This window comes from Coriobacteriia bacterium (assembly GCA_041658765.1).
Classification (GTDB): domain Bacteria; phylum Actinomycetota; class Coriobacteriia; order Anaerosomatales; family JBAZZO01; genus JBAZZO01.
In genome coordinates this window covers 23,247-39,101 of record JBAZZO010000003.1, presented here as the reverse complement: position 1 = coordinate 39,101, position 15,855 = coordinate 23,247, and the positions used below count along the sequence as shown (strand labels likewise).

The following is a 15,855-nucleotide window of genomic DNA, read 5'->3' as shown; positions in this document are numbered from 1 at the left end:
GCATGGTTGAGAAGGCGGTCTACCAGGGTACCGGCAGACGGAAGACGTCCGTCGCTCGCGTGAGGCTCATGCCCGGCACTGGGCTCTGGGTGGTGAACGGCAAGTCGGCCGAGGACTACTTCGGGCGCGCAGCGCTGTGCACGTTCGTCGAGCAGCCACTCAGGGTCACCGAGACGGTCGGCAGGTTCGACGTCTTCGCCAACATCCACGGCGGCGGCGTATCCGGTCAGGCCGGCGCGCTGCGCCACGGCGTCGCGCGCGCGTTGCTCGAGGCGGGCGACGAGTACCGCGGCGAACTGAAGAAGGCCGGCCTGCTGCGGCGGGACCCGCGTATGGTCGAGCGCAAGAAGTACGGTCTCAAGAAGGCGCGCAAGCGCCCGCAGTTCAGCAAGCGCTAGGCGCGGGCCGCAAGGCTGCGCGATACTGGAGGCCCACCCCAGCGGTGGGCCTTCGTCCGTTCGGGAGGGGATGGCATGGGAAGGCTGTTCGGCACCGATGGCGTGCGCGGTATCGCGAACGACGACCTCTCGCCGGAGCTCGCCTTCCGACTCGGTGAGGCGGCCGGTCACTTCCTCGGCGACACCGGGCGGGGCCGCATCGTCGTGGGACGCGACACGCGCCGTTCGGGCGAGATGCTCGAGTCGGCGCTGGTCGCGGGAATCATGTCGGGCGGCGCGGACGCACTGCTGTGCGGCATCGTCCCGACCCCCGCGGTGGCCCTGCTCACCCGTCAGCTCGGCGCGGACGGCGGCGTCGTCATCTCCGCCTCCCACAACCCGGCCGAGTACAACGGGATCAAGCTCTTCGACAGGGAGGGGTACAAGCTCCCCGACGAGGTCGAGGACGAGATCGCCGAGTTCGTCGATGCTCAGCGCTCGTGGGAGCGTCCGACCGGCGCGGCCGTCGGACGTGTCGAGCGCGTGGATGACGCCGCGGACCGGTACATCCAGCACGCGATAGGCACCATCGAGGGCGACCTGCAGGGCCTGTCCGTCGCCGTCGACTGCGGCCACGGCGCGGCGTCCCTCACGACACCCGAGGCGTTCAGGCAGCTCGGCGCGAAGGTCATCGCGGTCGAGACCGGCTTCGACGGTACGGACATCAATCGAGAGAGCGGTTCCACACATCTGGACCGCATCGCGGGGGTCGTCAAGGATCACGCCGTCGACCTCGGGCTCGCGCACGACGGCGACGCGGACCGCGTGCTCGCGGTGGATGAGGTCGGCGCGATCGTCGACGGAGACGCCGTCATGGCCGTGTGCGCGACGCATCTGAAGGAGCGCGGAAGACTCCCCCACGACCTCGTCGTCGCCACCGTGATGAGCAACCTCGGACTCGAAGTCGCCCTCCGCGACCAGGGGATCGCTCTCATCAAGACGAAGGTCGGCGACCGCTACGTCCTCGATCAGATGCTCACCTCGGGCGCGGTGCTCGGCGGCGAGCAGTCGGGGCATGTGATCTTCCTCGAACACAACACCACGGGAGATGGGCTCGTCACGGGTCTCCAACTCGCGTCGATCATCGTCGAGACCGGTCTGCCACTCTCGGAGCTGCGTCAGGTGATGCGCCGCTATCCTCAGGTGCTCGTGAACGTGACGATCGCGGACAAGGGCCGAGTAGGCACCAGCCATGCCGTGAACGACGCCGTCCACGCGGTGGAGGCCGAGCTCGGGGAGCGCGGACGCGTCCTCGTGCGTGCGTCAGGCACCGAGCCGCTCGTCCGCGTCATGGTCGAGGCGGAGACGGAGCCTGAGGCCGCAAGGCACGCCGAGCGTCTCGCGGAGGTCGTCCGCAGGGAGCTCGGCTAGCCGTCACTCGACCGTCACCGTCGCGTGTCCCTCGCGCGCCGTGCGACCTGGTACACTCTTTTCCGCCGAGTCCGCTCTCTCCTTCGAGGAGGCGATGCCCGTCCACCTTGCCGCGTACCGCAAGCGCCAGGACCGCTCCGCGCTATGTCGCGGTCCGGTCGACGAGGTGAGGGCCGATCGAATCGTTCGGCGGATGGCCCTCCGGCGCGCCGGTGTCGTCACGGTGCCGACAAATCCCGCGGGTGACCGCGGGGACAAAGCGGCTCCGGTCCGGCGGATCACATCTTCGGACGCCATGGCGCGTCCGCATCCCCGCTTCGGCGCGCGCGACGCGACCGTGCAGCGGACGTCTTCACACGAACCCATCCCCCGACATCGGGAGGTAGCGCGAACATGTGCGGCATCGTCGGGTACGTCGGGCCCAGAAGAGCGACCGACATCCTGATCGGCGGACTCGCTCGGCTGGAGTACCGCGGGTACGACTCGACCGGGCTTGCGGTCATCGGCCGAGACGGCGACTTCGTCGTCATGCGGCGCCTGGGCAAGCTCGTCTCGCTGAGGGCTGCGGTGGAGGCGTCTCCGATCGAGGGTTCGGTAGGGATCGGGCACACACGCTGGGCCACGCACGGATGCCCGAGCGAGGTCAACGCTCACCCGCATCGGGACTGCACGGGTCGTCTCGCGCTCGTGCACAACGGGATCATCGAGAACTACCTCGAGCTGCGCCACGAACTGGAGGCGGCCGGGCACCATCATGTCTCCGAGACGGACACCGAGACGATCGCGCACCTTGTCGAGTCTCTCTACACCGGAGACCTCGCCGGGGCCGTCCGTGCCGCGACCGCAAGGCTCGACGGTTCGTACGCACTCGCGGTGGTGCACGCCGATCACCCCGGCCTCATCGTGGCGGCGCGGCGGGACTCGCCGCTGATCGTCGGCACCGGGAGCGGGGAGAACATCGTCGCGAGCGACATCCCCGCCGTCCTCGAGCACACCCGTGAGGTCCTCGTCCTCGAGGACGGGGAGGTCGCCTCGGTGACCGCGGACTCCGTCGTCGTCACGGACCGCGAGGGGAGGGCCGTCGAGCCCGAACGCATCCATGTCGCATGGGACCTGGACGCTGCCGAGAAGGGTGGCTTCGAGGATTTCATGCTCAAGGAGATCCACGAGCAGCCCACCGCGGTTCGCGAGACCCTGCGCGGCCGCATGGGTGAGGACGGCCGCGTCATGTTGAGCGAGCTCGCGATGAGTGACGAGGAGGTGCGGGCGATCGAGCGCGTCTTCGTGATCGCTTGCGGCACCTCGTACCACGCGGGCCTGGTCGGGAAGTCGCTGATCGAGACATGGGCGCGCCTCCCCGTCGAGGTCGAGGTCTCGAGCGAGTTCCGTTACGGCGACCCGATCGTCGACGACCACACGCTGGTCGTCGCGATCACCCAGTCGGGCGAGACGGCCGACACGCTCGCGGGCATCCGCGAGGCCCGTGCCCGCGGGGCCAGGGTCCTCGCCATCACGAACGTCGTCGGGAGCAGGGTCACGCGCGAGTCCGACGGCGTGATCTACACGCATGCCGGCCCGGAGATCGGTGTGGCCGCGACGAAGACCTTCACGGCCCAGCTCGCGGCGGTCTACGTCCTCGCACTCTACCTGGCGCAGGCGAAGGGTGCGATGAGTCGCTCGCGGGTGGCCGACGTGTGGACGGAGCTGTCGGGCACGCCCGCCCTCATCGAGCGCATCCTCTCCGACCAGCACGCTGTGCGCGAGTGTGCGGCTGTGTACAAGGACCGCTACTCCTCGCTCTTCCTCGGTCGCGGTCTCGGCGTCCCCATCGCGATGGAGGGAGCTCTCAAGCTGAAGGAGATCAGCTACATCCACGCGGAGGCCTACCCGGCGGGCGAGATGAAGCACGGGCCTATCGCGCTCATCACCCCCGATGTCCCGGTCGTGGTCGTCGCGACGCCGAGCCGCACGTACGAGAAGGTCGTGAGCAACATCCAGGAGGTCCGCGCGCGCGGCGCCGAGGTCATCGCGGTCGCCGCCGAGGAGGACGATTCGATCGAAGACCACGCCGAGCACGTGCTCCGCGTCCCCGCGGCTACCGAGGAGCTCATGGCGATCCCGGCCGTCGTTCCTCTGCAGCTGCTCGCCTACCACATCGCCAAGTTCCGGGGCTGCGACGTCGACCAGCCGCGCAACCTCGCGAAGTCCGTGACGGTGGAGTGACCGTGATCGCCGGCCTGGGCGTCGACATCGTCGAGATCGAGCGGATGCGTGTCGCTCTCGAGCGCCATCCGCGCATGAGGGAGCGGTGCTTCTCCGAAGAGGAGCGCGCTTACTGCGATTCGCGCAACCGTCCCGCGGTGCACTACGCGCTACGGTTCGCCGCGAAGGAGGCAGTGCTGAAAGCGCTCGGCACCGGCTTCGCCGGCATGCGCTTCAGGGACGTCGAGGTGGTGCGCGACCGGACGGGCCGTCCGACGCCGCGGCTGAGCGGACGCGCGGCCGCGGTCGCCGCGGAAGCGGGCGTCGTCGAGCTGCACGTGTCGCTCTCGTACACGCACACGAACGCGGTCGCGTCTGCCGTCGCCATCGCGGCGGATCCCGAGGGGCCTACGCCCGGAGCGTTGAGCCCTCAGGAGCGCATCGCCGCGACCTTCAAGGAGATGCGCTCGGTGCTCGACGAGGTAGGGGATGAACCCGAGGAGGACGTCGAGGGTCGCTAGGGTCCGTCGAGCGGAAGGGGACAGAAGTGATCCATGCGCTTACGGGCATCGAGTCACTCGCACTCGAGCGGCGCGCTGTCGAGGAGCGCGGCGTGACCCTCTCGGCGCTGATGGCCCGCGCGGGCGAGGCCGTGGCGGTCGAGGCCGCCGGTCTCGCGCCGGAGGGGCGCATCGTCCTCGTCACCGGGAAGGGGAACAACGGCGGCGACGGATGGGCCGCCGCGGCGCGCCTCCACGCGGCCGGTCGCGAAGTGCGTGTTCTCGCGTTCGGGCTGCCGGACGACCTTCCGCGACCGGCCGGCGAGGCTGCGGAGGCCGCGATACGCGGCGGCGTCGACTGGACCGCACCACAGTCGGCGGAGGAACTCCTCCTCGAGCTCAGGTCGGCTGCTTGCGTGGTGGATGCACTGTTCGGGGTCGGCTTCACCGGCGTCCCGCGCGATCCGTACGCGGCTGCGATCGCGGTCATGTCGGACGTAGCCGCGCCGATCCTCGCGGTGGACGTACCTTCGGGCGTCGACGCGACGACCGGAGCGACTCCGGGTCCGGCGGTGATCGCCGCCCGCACGGTATGCTTCTCTGCTCCGAAGACGGGCCTGCTCCTGCTCCCGGGGGCGTTCTTCGCCGGCGAGGTGGTCGTCGTCGACATCGGTGTCCCCGGCGACCTGGTCGACGAGGTCGGGACGCTTGAGGTCTGGGACCGAGGGGACTATCGCGAGCTGATCCCGCTCGCGGGACTCGACGCTCACAAGGGTTCCCGTGGGCGCGTGCTGGTCGTCGGCGGCAGCGCGGGCATGACGGGCGCCGTGCGGCTCGCGTGCGTCGGGGCCCTACGCATGGGCGCGGGATACGTGACCGCGGCCGTGCCTGTCTCCGTCGCCGACATCGTGGACGCCGGCGTCGTCCCTGCGGTCGTCGTCGGGCTTCCGGAGACCGACACCCGTTCGATCGCGACCGGGGCGGTCGAGAGGATCGCCGCCCTCGCCGAGCGCGCGGACGCGGTCGTGCTCGGGCCTGGGATGTCGCGTCACCCCGAGACGGCGGAGGTCGCGCGGCGTCTCGTTCGGGAGCTTTCGGTGCCGCTCGTGGTGGACGCCGATGCCCTCGTCGCTCTCGCGGCCGACCTCTCCGCGCTCTCCGGGCGCGAGTTCCGGACGGTACTGACCCCGCACCCTGGCGAGTTGGCGTCGCTGCTCGGCGTCGAGGTCCGGGAAGTGCAGGCCGATAGGGTATCCTGGGCGGGTAGGCTCGCCGTCGCGGAGACCGTCTGCGTCCTCAAGGGGGCACGAACGATCGTCGCCGGAGAGGGCAGGCAGGTCGTCACGCTCGCGGGAAACCCCGGGCTAGCGACGGGGGGCACGGGCGACGTACTCGCCGGCATGATGGGGACGCTACTGGCACAAGGACTGCCCGCCCTCGAGGCGGGAGCGCTTGCGGCGTATCTGCATGGCCGCGCCGGAGACCTTGCGGCCGGCGCTTGCACCCAGACCTGCATGACGGCGGAGGACGTCCCGCTGCATCTGCCCGGCGCCGTCGCCGAGACCCTTGAACGTTCCGAGCCGGCAACAGGAGGCGCACATGGCTGACCGCGTGGCGCGAGACATCATGACCCCGGGTCCCGTGACCGTGGCGCCCGGCCTTTCCGTCAAGGAGGCCGCGAAGCTCATGGTCGAGAAGGGCGTGGGCGCCCTTCCCGTCGTCGAAGGGGAGCGGCTCGTCGGTCTCGTCACCGAAGGCGATCTCATCATGCAGGAGGTGAAGGTCGAGTACCCGACCTACTTCCATCTCCTCGACGGTTTCATCCTCTACCCTCCGTCGACTCGCAGGTTCGAGGAGGAACTCAGGAAGGCGGTCGCCGCGAGCGTCGCCGACGTGATGACCGCGGATCCTGTCACGGTGGACGCCGACGCGACCATCGGCGACATCGCGACACTCATGGTCGAGAAGGACGCGAGTCGGCTGCCCGTGCTCGAGGACGGCAAGCTCGTGGGGATCGTGAGCAAGTCCGACATAGTCCGCGCACTGGCCGCCGAGGAGTGAGCGTGTCCGGTCTCCAGACGCCCCGTGGAGCCTGGGTCGAGGTCGACCTGGGAGCCGTCGAGCGGAACGTGCGCGCGCTTCGAAGGCTCACCGGACCGAAGACCAGGTTCATGGCGGTGGTGAAAGCCGACGCCTATGGGCATGGTCTCGAGCGCGTGGCGGTCGCTGCCACGCGCGGAGGCGCTCACCGGTTCGGCGTCGCGACGGTCGCCGAGGCCCTGCGACTTCGGGAGTCGGGCGTGACCGCGCCGATACACCTCCTCTCCGAACCCCCGGTCGAGTCCGCGCCCGTCATCGTCGAGCACGAGATCGTGCCGACGGTCTTCTCGGGGACGTTCGCGAAGGCCCTCGCATCCGCCGCCGTGGCCGGCGGCGTGACCGCGCGCTTCCATCTGAAGGTGGAGACCGGCATGAACCGCATCGGAGTCCCCGCCGAGGAGGCCGCCGAGGCGGCGGATGCCCTCAGGGGAGTCCCGGGGATCTCCATGGAGGGCGTCTACACTCACTTCGCCACGGCGGACGTCCCCGGCGACTGGGACTTCGACAGGCAGGTCGAGCGCTTCGAGGGTGCGCTCGCTGCGATGCGCGACCGCGGCATCGACCCCGGCATCGTCCACGCCGCGAACAGTCCGGCGACCATCCTGCATCCCGCGACGCACTACGCGATGGTCCGGTGCGGGATCGCGATCTACGGTCTGCATCCTGCTCCCGCGACGGAAGGCCGCGTGGACCTGGAGCCGGCGATGTCGGTGAAGGCGCTCGTCACACGGGTGCGACGCCTTGCGCTCGGAGAAGGAGTCAGCTACGGGCTGACGTACAGGGCGGCGGGGCCCACGACGATCGCCACCCTGCCGCTCGGGTATGCGGACGGAGTCCATCGAGCGGCCTCCAACGCGATGCGCGTGCTCATAGCGGGGAAGCCGTGCCGACAGGTCGGTCGCGTGTGCATGGACCAGCTCATGGTCGAGGTGCCGCGGGGGCTCGACGTGTCCGTGGGGGACGAGGCCGTCATCGTGGGCGGCGGAGGATCGACCAGGATACCTTTAGAGGAACTGGCCTCCGCGAGCGGAACTATCAACTATGAGATAGCATGTTCCTTCGGATTGAGGATGGAGCGCCTGTACCGTTGACGCGGGGAATGGCTGCCCGAGGCGTGGCCACACCGCAATAGAGACCTGCAAAGAGCGCCGGCCTGCCGCTCGTGCGGCGCGCCCGAACGGCCCGACGACCCACCGTCGCCCGGAGGTATGACCGGCGATCGCGCCGGACCCTCGGCTTCGGGTCGTCCCCCACGGGGAAGGGGGAGGCATGGAGGCGAAGCACGGCCCGGTCGCAAGGATCTCTTCCGGCGATTCGCCGCTCGCGGTCATCCACGAGCGCGAGGTCGCTATCGGACACCGGCTCGAAGATGCTCGTGCGGAGGCGGATGTCATCGTCTCCGACGCGCGTGCTCGAGCCGCGGAGATCATCGAACAGGCCCGCGTCGCGGCCGAAGAGGCCGCCAAACGCCGCGAAGAGGCGGTCGTCGCCTCGGCGTGTGTCGAAGAGGCCAAACTCATGGAGTCCACCAAAGCGGACGTCGAGCGCATACGCTCGGCATCAGCAGCGCGTGCCGGTAGCGCCGTCGACACCGTCGTGAAGATGGTGGTCGGTAGCTAGAGTCCCGCGCCTATGCGCGGGGCGACCGAAGGGGGGCGGCCATGCTCGTCGAGATGGCCAAGGTCGAGATAATCGGTCCGCAGAACAGGATGACCGAGGTGGTGGGTCTTCTTCACGAGATCGGGGTCCTGCACATCGAGGACCCGGCGCGGCGCCTGCTGAGGGAGCCGCTGCCGCTAGAGCACGTGGACATCCTTGCGAACCAAGAGGCCGACCGGGAGGACCTGCAGGACCTGATGGTCAGGTCCCGTGCCGTCCTAGCTTCACTCGTCGACGAGGCGGGTGCGGTCATCGAAGACGACAGGCTTCGCGAGTACGAGCGCCTGAACGGTCTCGACAACGCCGCTCTCATCAAGGAGGTCGGCGCGACGCTCGCCCGGGTCGAGAAGGAGACATCCGACCTCGTCGGCGATCGGACATCCATCGAGAGCGAGCTGGAACTCCTCGCCAGGTACAAGCCGATCCTCAAGAAGATCGAGCCTCTCGTGCGCGAGGTCGTCACCGCCGAGAACTACGAGTCGATCGCCCTGCTCTTCGAGAGCCGTTATCGGGCGGCGCTGCGTCACATCCGCTCGGAGGTCGAGCGTATGACGCACAACTCGTGCGAGGTGCTCACCGCCGATGTCGAGGAGGAGACCACGGTCGCCATCCTCGTCTTCGACCGCAGGTACAGCGAGGACGTCCACAAGTTCCTCGCGATGGAGAACGTCAACCAGATCAGGCTCCCCTCGGAGCTCAAGGACATGCCGTTCGAAGAGGCGTTCGCGACGATCACGGAGAGGCTTCATCTTCTCCCAGGTCGCCTCTCGCAGATCAAGCGCGGCCTCTCGCGCGTCGCCGCCGGCTGGTACTCGAGGATGAGCGCCGTGCGCGAGGTCCTCACCGACCGTCTCGACGAGATCGTCGTTATCCCCAAGTTCAGCCGGACCGAGTACGCGTTCGTGGTCACCGGCTGGGTGCCCGAGCCAGAGGTGGCCAAGCTCGAGGCCGCGCTGCACGAGAAGGTCGGGGACGCGGTCGTGATCGAGCGCAAGCGGATCACGCGGGACGACTACGAGGAGACACCGGTCGCGCTGCGCAACACGGGCGCGGTCGCACCGTTCTCGAGCCTGCTCAGCATCTTGGGCAGCCCGCGATACGGCACGTTCGATCCATCGTGGATGATCTTCCTGTTCTACCCGCTCTTCTTCGGCATGATCGTCGGCGACATCGGCTACGGGCTCATCATGCTCGCCACCATCTTGTTCGTGCGCATCAAGTTCAAGGACAACAAGGGCGTACAGGTGGCCACGGCGGTCCTCGGACCGGCGGCGTCGATGGCCATCGTGTTCGGTTTCGTCTACGGCGAGTTCTTTGGGAACATCCTCAGCGAGCACCTGGGCTGGATCCGCGAGATCCATGTGGGCGGGGTCCAGCTGCCCTTCGTGCGGACCGAGCTCGTCACCACCTTCATGGGCATCGCGATCGGTGTCGGCGCCATTCAGGTCATCCTCGGCCTCGTGCTCGGCATCGTGAACGGCTTCAGGACCCGCCACATGAAGCACGTCGAGGAGCGCGGCGGGATGCTCGCCGTTCTCATCTTCGTCCCGCTGCTGATAGTGCTCGCGGCGATCCCGGTGGTAGGGGAGAGTCTCGGCCCGTGGAGCATCCCGTTGCAGGCGTTGGTCGCAGCCGGCATCTTCGTCGGCATGTTCTTCACCGTCCGTGGCGGGGGTGTTGCGGGCGCCGTCGAGTCCATCTCGCAGTTCTCGCACGTGGCCAGCTACATCCGTATCATGGCTGTCGGCCTGTCCGGGGCGATCTTCGCGGACATCGCGAACGAGATCGCGCTCAAGGTGGGGCCGGTCATCGGCGTCATGGTAGGCATCCTGCTCCACAGCCTCAACTTCGCCATCGCGGCGTTCAGCCCCAACATTCACGCGCTCCGCCTCAACTTCTACGAGTTCTTCGGGAAGTTCTACGAGTCGGGGGCACAGCAATACCGGCCGTTCCACAAAGTAGGGAGTTAGGAGGAGGCATGGACAAGAGCAAGCTCGCACGCATCGCTTACGGCACGACGTTCCTGACGGTCCTGTTCACCCCGGCGGTGGCCCTCGCGGCCGAGGAGCCCGCCAAGGCGGCTGTGGTCGGCATGGCCGTACTCGGGAAGGCCCTCGGCGCTGGACTCGCCATGGGTCTTTCGGGCATCGGCGCCGGCTACGCGCAGGCGAACATCGGCTCCGCAGGTGCCGGCACGCTCGCCGAGCGTCCGGAAGTGGCGACGTACATCATCGTCCTTCAGGCGCTGCCCGAGATCATCGCGCTGCTCGGCATGGTCGTGGCGTTCCTCATCCTTCAGGCGTGACCGACACGCGCCGGAAGCCGGCGCGGACGACTAGGGGTCGAACATGGCACTCGAAGACATCCTGCGGATCCTCGACGAGCAGGCCGAGAGCGAGAGCGAGGCCGTCCTCGCCAAGGCGCGCGAGCAGGCCGAGAAGATCGAGCTCGAGGCGCGAGAAGAGGCCGATCGCTTGACCGCGGCGGGAATGCAGGCCGCCGAGGCAGCCGGCCGGGACCGCGCGGGGCGTGTCCTGAACGCCGCCCGTCTCTCAGCCAAGCGTGAGATGGCGTCGGCGCGCGAACGCGCCATCGAGGAGGTGCTCGGATCGGTCGAGCAGCGCCTCGGTGATGTGCGCGCCGGTGGAGACTACGCGAAGCTGTTCGAGAGGCTGTTCTCCGAGACCGCCGCGGTGTGCGGTGACGCCGGCGAGGTCCGGGTCGACGTCAAGGACCAGGCTCTCGCGGGGAAGGCGATCGCGGGGGCAGGGAAGGGCTACGTGCTCGGCGAGCCGATCGACACGGCCGGCGGCGTCGTCATCGTCGCGACCGGTGGCCGCATCAGCCACAGCAACATGCTCGAGGACCGTCTCGATCGCGTGCGGCACGAAGCTCGGACCGCGATCGCGAAGGCTCTCTTCTCATGACGCACGCGGTGACGAGACACCGTCAGCGTCGGCCGATCTCGAGCAGCTACGGGTATGGGAACGCGCGCGTCCGCGGCATGCGCTCGCGCATGATCACGTCGGATACGTTCGAACAGGTCATGAAGTGCTGGGACCTCGGGGACGCAGTCGAGCTCCTCGCTCCCACGGACTACGGTCCCGACATCGATGAGGCGCTGCTGGAGGGCGGCGTGAAGCCGTCCTCGATCGACGAGGCGTTCAAGGAGAACATGGTGCGGACGTACCGGAAGGTGCTCGATTTCGTGAGCGCCGAGGCCCGCACGATACTTGGGACGCTGCTCGGGAAGTGGGACCTGCTCAACATCAAGACCGTTCTGCGCGGTGTCCACATGGGGCTCGCGCCGGAGGAGATAGAGGAGAGCCTCATCGCCGCCGGCGCCATGTCCGCTATCGAGCTGAGGGAGCTCGCTCACCGACGCGACGTTCGCGACGTCGTCGACACCCTCGTCATCTGGGACGTCGACTACGCGCATGCCCTCAACGAGTCGATCGTGGAGTACGTCCGGACCAGCGACCTCGCGGTCCTGGAACTCGCGCTCGACCGCTTCTACTCCAAGTGGGCGACCAAGCGTCTGGCCGGCAAGGGGCACAACTACGCCACGGCACGGCGCATCCTCGCCGTCCAGATCGACGCGGTCGATCTCGTGACCGTCTTCCGAGTGCAGAAGGCGGACATGCGCAGCGAGGAGGCGAAGAGGTTCTTCCTTCCGGGAGGTCTCCACGTCACCGAGCGTCTGTTCGCGGACCTCGTCCAGATGTCAGACATCGACGAGGTGCTCGCGCGGCTGGCGCGCACACCTTACGAGCGCGTGCTCGTCGAAGCCGTCAAGACTTACGCCGAGCACGGGACGATCTCCACGCTCGAGCGAGCGCTCGAAGACCACCTCATGCGCAAGGCGCTTGCCGTCGGGACCGGGGACGCGCTCGGCGTCGGGGTCCTCATCTCGTACCTGTGGGCGAAGCAGAACGAGGTCACGAACCTGCGCATCGTCATCCGCGGCATCGCTTCTGGCATGACCGAGAAGCGCATGAAGGAGGAGTTGATCCTTGTATAGGCTCGTCGTACTCACCGACCCCGACACCGCGGACGGATTCCGTCTCGCGGGCGTCGACGTGGAGTCGGCGAGCACCCCACAGGAGGCCCGCGCGAAGATCGCGGCTCTCGTCGACGATGACGCGAGCGGGATCGTCGCGGTGAACGAGGCGCTCCTGCGCACCATCGACGATCGGCTGCAGAAGAAGATCGACAGTATCTACCGGCCGATCGTCATCTCGCTTCCCATCCGGGAGAAGCTCGAGACCGGAGACGCCCATCGCGCCTACCTGGCGCGGCTCATCCGTCGAGCGGTGGGGTTCGACATCACACTGAAGCGGGGGACCGCATGATACGGGGAACTATCGCGAAGATCACCGGCCCGGTCGTCGTCGCCGAAGGCATGACCGGTGCGAAGATGTACGACGTCGTGCGCGTCGGCGGCGTCGGGCTCATGGGGGAGGTCATCCGTCTCGAGGCGGACAAGGCCACCATCCAGGTCTACGAGGACACGGCCGGGCTCAAGGTCGGCGAGCCGGTCGAGTCCACGGAAGGGCCGCTCATGGTCGACCTCGGTCCGGGGCTTCTCTCGTCGATCTACGACGGCGTGCAGCGTCCGCTGCCCGTGATCGCCCGCGACCATGGCGACTTCATCAGCCGCGGCACGGTGGCGGACGCGCTCGACCAAGAGAAGCGCTGGCGTTTCACCCCCCGGGTGAAAGCCGGGCAGGAGGTCGTCGCCGGCACCATCGTCGGGACGGTCCAGGAGAGCACGACTATCGAGCACCGCATCATGGTGCCTCCCGGAATGGCCGGCAAGGTCGCGAAGGTCGTGGCCGAGGGCGACTACACCGTGCAGGACGTCGTCGTGACACTCGAGGGCGGGCAGGAGGTGCGGATGCACCAGCGCTGGCCGGTCCGCCAGGGCCGTCCGTACACGCGCAAGCTCGACCCGTCCACGCCTTTCATCACCGGGATGCGCATCCTCGACACGTTCTTCCCGATCGCCCAGGGCGGCAACGCGATCATCCCTGGCGGTTTCGGCACCGGGAAGACGGTCACCGAGCAGTCGCTCGCCAAGTGGGCCGATGTCGACATCATCGTCTACATCGGCTGCGGCGAGCGCGGCAACGAGATGACGGAGGTCCTCGCCGAGTTCCCCGAACTCGACGACCCGCGCACGGGCGCGAAACTCATGGACCGCACCGTGCTCGTCGCGAACACGTCGAACATGCCGGTCGCAGCGCGCGAGGCATCGATCTACACGGGCGTCACCCTCGCAGAGTACTACCGCGACCAGGGCTACAACGTCGCCATGATGGCCGATTCGACGTCGAGGTGGGGCGAGGCGCTGCGTGAGGTCTCCGGACGCCTCGAGGAGATGCCGGGCGAAGAGGGCTATCCTGCCTACCTCGCCACGCGGCTTGCCGCCTTCTACGAGAGGAGCGGTCGCGTCGAGGCCCTCGGCGGTGACGGCAGGGTCGGCTCGGTCACGATGGTCGGCGCAGTCTCTCCCGCGGGCGGCGACTTCTCGGAGCCGATGACGCAGAACTCGCTGCGCGTCACGGGCGCGTTCTGGGCGCTCGACACGGGGCTCGCGCACCGACGCCATTTCCCGGCGATATCCTGGACGCGCTCTTACACGCTCTACCTGGCGCAGGTCAAAGGCTGGTTCGAGGGCGAGGTCGCCTTCGACTGGCAGGCCTCGCGCGACCGCGCGATGTTCATCCTCCAGAAGGAGGTCGAGCTGCAGGAGATCGTGCAGCTCGTCGGCCCCGACGCTTTGCCGGAGTCGGAGAAGGTCGTCATGGAGATAGCCCGTATGCTCCGCGAGGACTTCCTGCAGCAGTTCGCGTTCGACGAAGTCGACGCGTTCTGCCCACCGAAGAAGCAGTACTGGATGCTCAAGGCGATCCTCGCCTTCTACGACGCGGCTGTCGCCGCGCTGCAGCGCGGCGTGGCGCTCTCACAGGTCCTTGAGCTGCCGCTCAAGGACGAGATCGCGGGCATGAAGTCGATCGGCCACGACGCGTCGCTCGAAGTGATACCGGAACTGTGCGCCCGCATCGGCGCCGACATCGCAGGGATCGAGGTGCAATAGATGGCCCGGACAGCGACGAAGACCCCGTCCGTGGGGTCCCTTCTCACCACCGAGTACCGGACCCTCTCGTACGTCACCGGTCCACTCGTCTTCGTGGAGAACGTGCACGGCGTCTCGTACAACGAGATGGTCGCGATCAACATGCCGGACGGCAGCGAGCGCTCGGGACAGGTGCTCGAGATCGCGGGCGACATCGCCTGCATCCAGGTGTTCGAGGGGACTCGCGGCATCGACGTCGAGTACACGAGCGTGCGCTTCCTCGACGAGGTCGCCAAGATCGACGTCTCGGTCGAGCTGCTCGGCCGTGTGCTCAACGGCGTGGGCAAGCCCATCGACGGCGGCGTGCCGGTCATCCCTGAGGCTCGCCTCGAGGTCAGCGGTCTGCCGATCAACCCGTACAGCCGCGAGAAGCCGGCCGACTTCATCGAGACGGGTATCTCCGCCATCGACGGGCTGAACACGCTCGTCCGCGGCCAGAAGCTGCCGATCTTCTCCGGCTCGGGTCTGCCCGCGAACGAGCTGGCCGCGCAGATCATCCGGCAGGCGCGCGTCGTCTCCGGCGAGCAGTTCGCCATCGTCTTCGGCGCGATGGGCATCACCCATCGCGAGGCGTCGTTCTTCATGCAGCAGTTCGAGAGTACCGGCGCCATCGAGCGCGTCGTCTTCTTCCGCAACCTCGCGGACGACCCGACGGTCGAGCGGCTGCTGACGCCGCGGTGCGCGCTGACCGTCGCCGAGTACCTCGCCTTCGAGAAGGACATGCAGGTGCTCGTAGTCCTCTCCGACATGACGAACTACTGCGAGGCGCTGCGCGAGGTCTCGACCGCCCGCGAAGAGGTCCCGGGTCGCCGTGGCTACCCCGGCTACATGTACACCGACCTCTCGACCATCTACGAGCGCGCCGGCCGCATCAAGGGCCGTCCGGGCTCGGTCACGCAGTTGCCGATCGTCACCATGCCCGACGACGACATCACTCACCCGATCCCCGACCTCACCGGGTACATCACGGAGGGGCAGATCGTACTCTCGCGCCAGCTGCATCGGCGCGGCGTCTACCCGCCGATCGACACGCTGCCCTGTCTCTCGAGGCTCATGAACCTCGGTATCGGCGAGGGCAAGACGCGTGAGGACCACCGTGGCGTGGCGAACCAGCTCTACGCCGCGTACGCACAGGGCCGCGACCTGCGCCGCCTCGTCGCCATCGTCGGCGAAGAGGCGTTGTCCGAGACCGACCGTCGCTATCTGCGGTTCGCCGACATGTTCGAGGATCGCGTCGTCGGTCAGGGCGATGAGGGCCGCACCATCGAGGAGACGCTGGCCATAGGGTGGGAACTCCTGTCGAGTCTTCCGGTCGGCGAACTCAAGCGCGTGCGCGACTTCATCGGGAAGTACATGCCGGAGACGGCTGCCGCCGAGCAGGCGGACGCCGAGGAGACGGCCGCGGCCCCGGACGCGGGCGCGCCCGAGGACGCCGAGGAGGACTGAC

15 protein-coding genes are annotated in these 15,855 nt (G+C 68.1%); all 15 read left to right on the top strand.

Features of this window, described 5'->3' with window-relative positions; all coding sequences use genetic code 11:
• Positions 1 to 2 precede the first annotated feature (2 nt).
• The gene (gene rpsI / locus WC971_02665) at positions 3 to 398 is read left to right on the top strand and encodes a 30S ribosomal protein S9 (protein MFA5843717.1); all 396 of its coding nucleotides are present in this window, start codon (positions 3 to 5) and stop codon (positions 396 to 398) included.
• A gap of 75 nt (positions 399 to 473) precedes the next feature.
• The gene (glmM, locus tag WC971_02660) at positions 474 to 1,808 is read left to right on the top strand and encodes a phosphoglucosamine mutase (GenBank protein ID MFA5843716.1); all 1,335 of its coding nucleotides are present in this window, start codon (positions 474 to 476) and stop codon (positions 1,806 to 1,808) included.
• Positions 1,809 to 2,201: 393 nt separating this feature from the next.
• Positions 2,202 to 4,031 (top strand): glutamine--fructose-6-phosphate transaminase (isomerizing), encoded by a 1,830-nt coding sequence (gene glmS / locus WC971_02655; GenBank protein MFA5843715.1) that lies wholly within the window; start codon positions 2,202 to 2,204, stop codon positions 4,029 to 4,031.
• A gap of 2 nt (positions 4,032 to 4,033) precedes the next feature.
• Entirely contained in the window at positions 4,034 to 4,531 is a 498-nt protein-coding gene (locus WC971_02650) for a holo-ACP synthase (protein ID MFA5843714.1), read from the top strand.
• A gap of 26 nt (positions 4,532 to 4,557) precedes the next feature.
• Complete coding sequence (locus WC971_02645) at positions 4,558 to 6,117, top strand: NAD(P)H-hydrate dehydratase (protein ID MFA5843713.1); 1,560 nt, start codon at positions 4,558 to 4,560, stop codon at positions 6,115 to 6,117.
• Positions 6,110 to 6,571, top strand: a complete 462-nt coding sequence (locus tag WC971_02640; protein ID MFA5843712.1) for a CBS domain-containing protein — start codon at positions 6,110 to 6,112, stop codon at positions 6,569 to 6,571. Before WC971_02645 ends, WC971_02640 begins: the two co-directional genes overlap by 8 nt.
• Positions 6,572 to 6,573: 2 nt before the next feature.
• Positions 6,574 to 7,701: an alanine racemase gene (gene alr / locus WC971_02635; protein ID MFA5843711.1), complete on the top strand. Its 1,128-nt coding sequence runs from the start codon at positions 6,574 to 6,576 to the stop codon at positions 7,699 to 7,701.
• Positions 7,702 to 7,879: 178 nt separating this feature from the next.
• Positions 7,880 to 8,230, top strand: coding sequence for a V-type ATPase subunit subunit G family protein (locus tag WC971_02630; GenBank protein MFA5843710.1), 351 nt, complete (start codon positions 7,880 to 7,882; stop codon positions 8,228 to 8,230).
• A gap of 41 nt (positions 8,231 to 8,271) precedes the next feature.
• Positions 8,272 to 10,239 carry a V-type ATPase 116kDa subunit family protein gene (locus tag WC971_02625; protein ID MFA5843709.1) on the top strand — a complete coding sequence of 656 codons (1,968 nt, stop codon included), beginning with the start codon at positions 8,272 to 8,274 and terminating at the stop codon, positions 10,237 to 10,239.
• An 8-nt stretch (positions 10,240 to 10,247) separates the two neighbouring features.
• The gene (locus WC971_02620) at positions 10,248 to 10,574 is read left to right on the top strand and encodes a hypothetical protein (protein MFA5843708.1); all 327 of its coding nucleotides are present in this window, start codon (positions 10,248 to 10,250) and stop codon (positions 10,572 to 10,574) included.
• Between the two features lie 43 nt (positions 10,575 to 10,617).
• Positions 10,618 to 11,196 (top strand): V-type ATP synthase subunit E, encoded by a 579-nt coding sequence (locus WC971_02615; GenBank protein MFA5843707.1) that lies wholly within the window; start codon positions 10,618 to 10,620, stop codon positions 11,194 to 11,196.
• The gene (locus tag WC971_02610; GenBank protein MFA5843706.1) at positions 11,193 to 12,290 is read left to right on the top strand and encodes a V-type ATPase subunit; all 1,098 of its coding nucleotides are present in this window, start codon (positions 11,193 to 11,195) and stop codon (positions 12,288 to 12,290) included. Before WC971_02615 ends, WC971_02610 begins: the two co-directional genes overlap by 4 nt.
• Positions 12,283 to 12,621: a V-type ATP synthase subunit F gene (locus WC971_02605; GenBank protein MFA5843705.1), complete on the top strand. Its 339-nt coding sequence runs from the start codon at positions 12,283 to 12,285 to the stop codon at positions 12,619 to 12,621. Before WC971_02610 ends, WC971_02605 begins: the two co-directional genes overlap by 8 nt.
• Positions 12,618 to 14,369, top strand: a complete 1,752-nt coding sequence (locus WC971_02600) for a V-type ATP synthase subunit A (protein MFA5843704.1) — start codon at positions 12,618 to 12,620, stop codon at positions 14,367 to 14,369. The genes WC971_02605 and WC971_02600 overlap by 4 nt, the downstream gene beginning before the upstream one ends.
• Positions 14,370 to 15,854 carry a V-type ATP synthase subunit B gene (locus tag WC971_02595; GenBank protein ID MFA5843703.1) on the top strand — a complete coding sequence of 495 codons (1,485 nt, stop codon included), beginning with the start codon at positions 14,370 to 14,372 and terminating at the stop codon, positions 15,852 to 15,854.
• The last annotated feature ends 1 nt before the right edge of the window (position 15,855 follow it).

Excerpts from the sequence above, each read along its gene's own strand:
- rpsI (MFA5843717.1), top strand. The coding sequence starts at position 3 with ATGGTTGAGAAGGCGGTCTACCAGGGTACCGGCAGACGGAAGACGTCC.
- glmM (MFA5843716.1), top strand. The coding sequence starts at position 474 with ATGGGAAGGCTGTTCGGCACCGATGGCGTGCGCGGTATCGCGAACGAC.
- glmS (MFA5843715.1), top strand. The coding sequence starts at position 2,202 with ATGTGCGGCATCGTCGGGTACGTCGGGCCCAGAAGAGCGACCGACATC.
- WC971_02640 (MFA5843712.1), top strand. The coding sequence starts at position 6,110 with ATGGCTGACCGCGTGGCGCGAGACATCATGACCCCGGGTCCCGTGACC.
- WC971_02630 (MFA5843710.1), top strand. The coding sequence starts at position 7,880 with ATGGAGGCGAAGCACGGCCCGGTCGCAAGGATCTCTTCCGGCGATTCG.
- WC971_02625 (MFA5843709.1), top strand. The coding sequence starts at position 8,272 with ATGCTCGTCGAGATGGCCAAGGTCGAGATAATCGGTCCGCAGAACAGG.
- WC971_02620 (MFA5843708.1), top strand. The coding sequence starts at position 10,248 with ATGGACAAGAGCAAGCTCGCACGCATCGCTTACGGCACGACGTTCCTG.
- WC971_02615 (MFA5843707.1), top strand. The coding sequence starts at position 10,618 with ATGGCACTCGAAGACATCCTGCGGATCCTCGACGAGCAGGCCGAGAGC.
- WC971_02610 (MFA5843706.1), top strand. The coding sequence starts at position 11,193 with ATGACGCACGCGGTGACGAGACACCGTCAGCGTCGGCCGATCTCGAGC.
- WC971_02600 (MFA5843704.1), top strand. The coding sequence starts at position 12,618 with ATGATACGGGGAACTATCGCGAAGATCACCGGCCCGGTCGTCGTCGCC.
- WC971_02595 (MFA5843703.1), top strand. The coding sequence starts at position 14,370 with ATGGCCCGGACAGCGACGAAGACCCCGTCCGTGGGGTCCCTTCTCACC.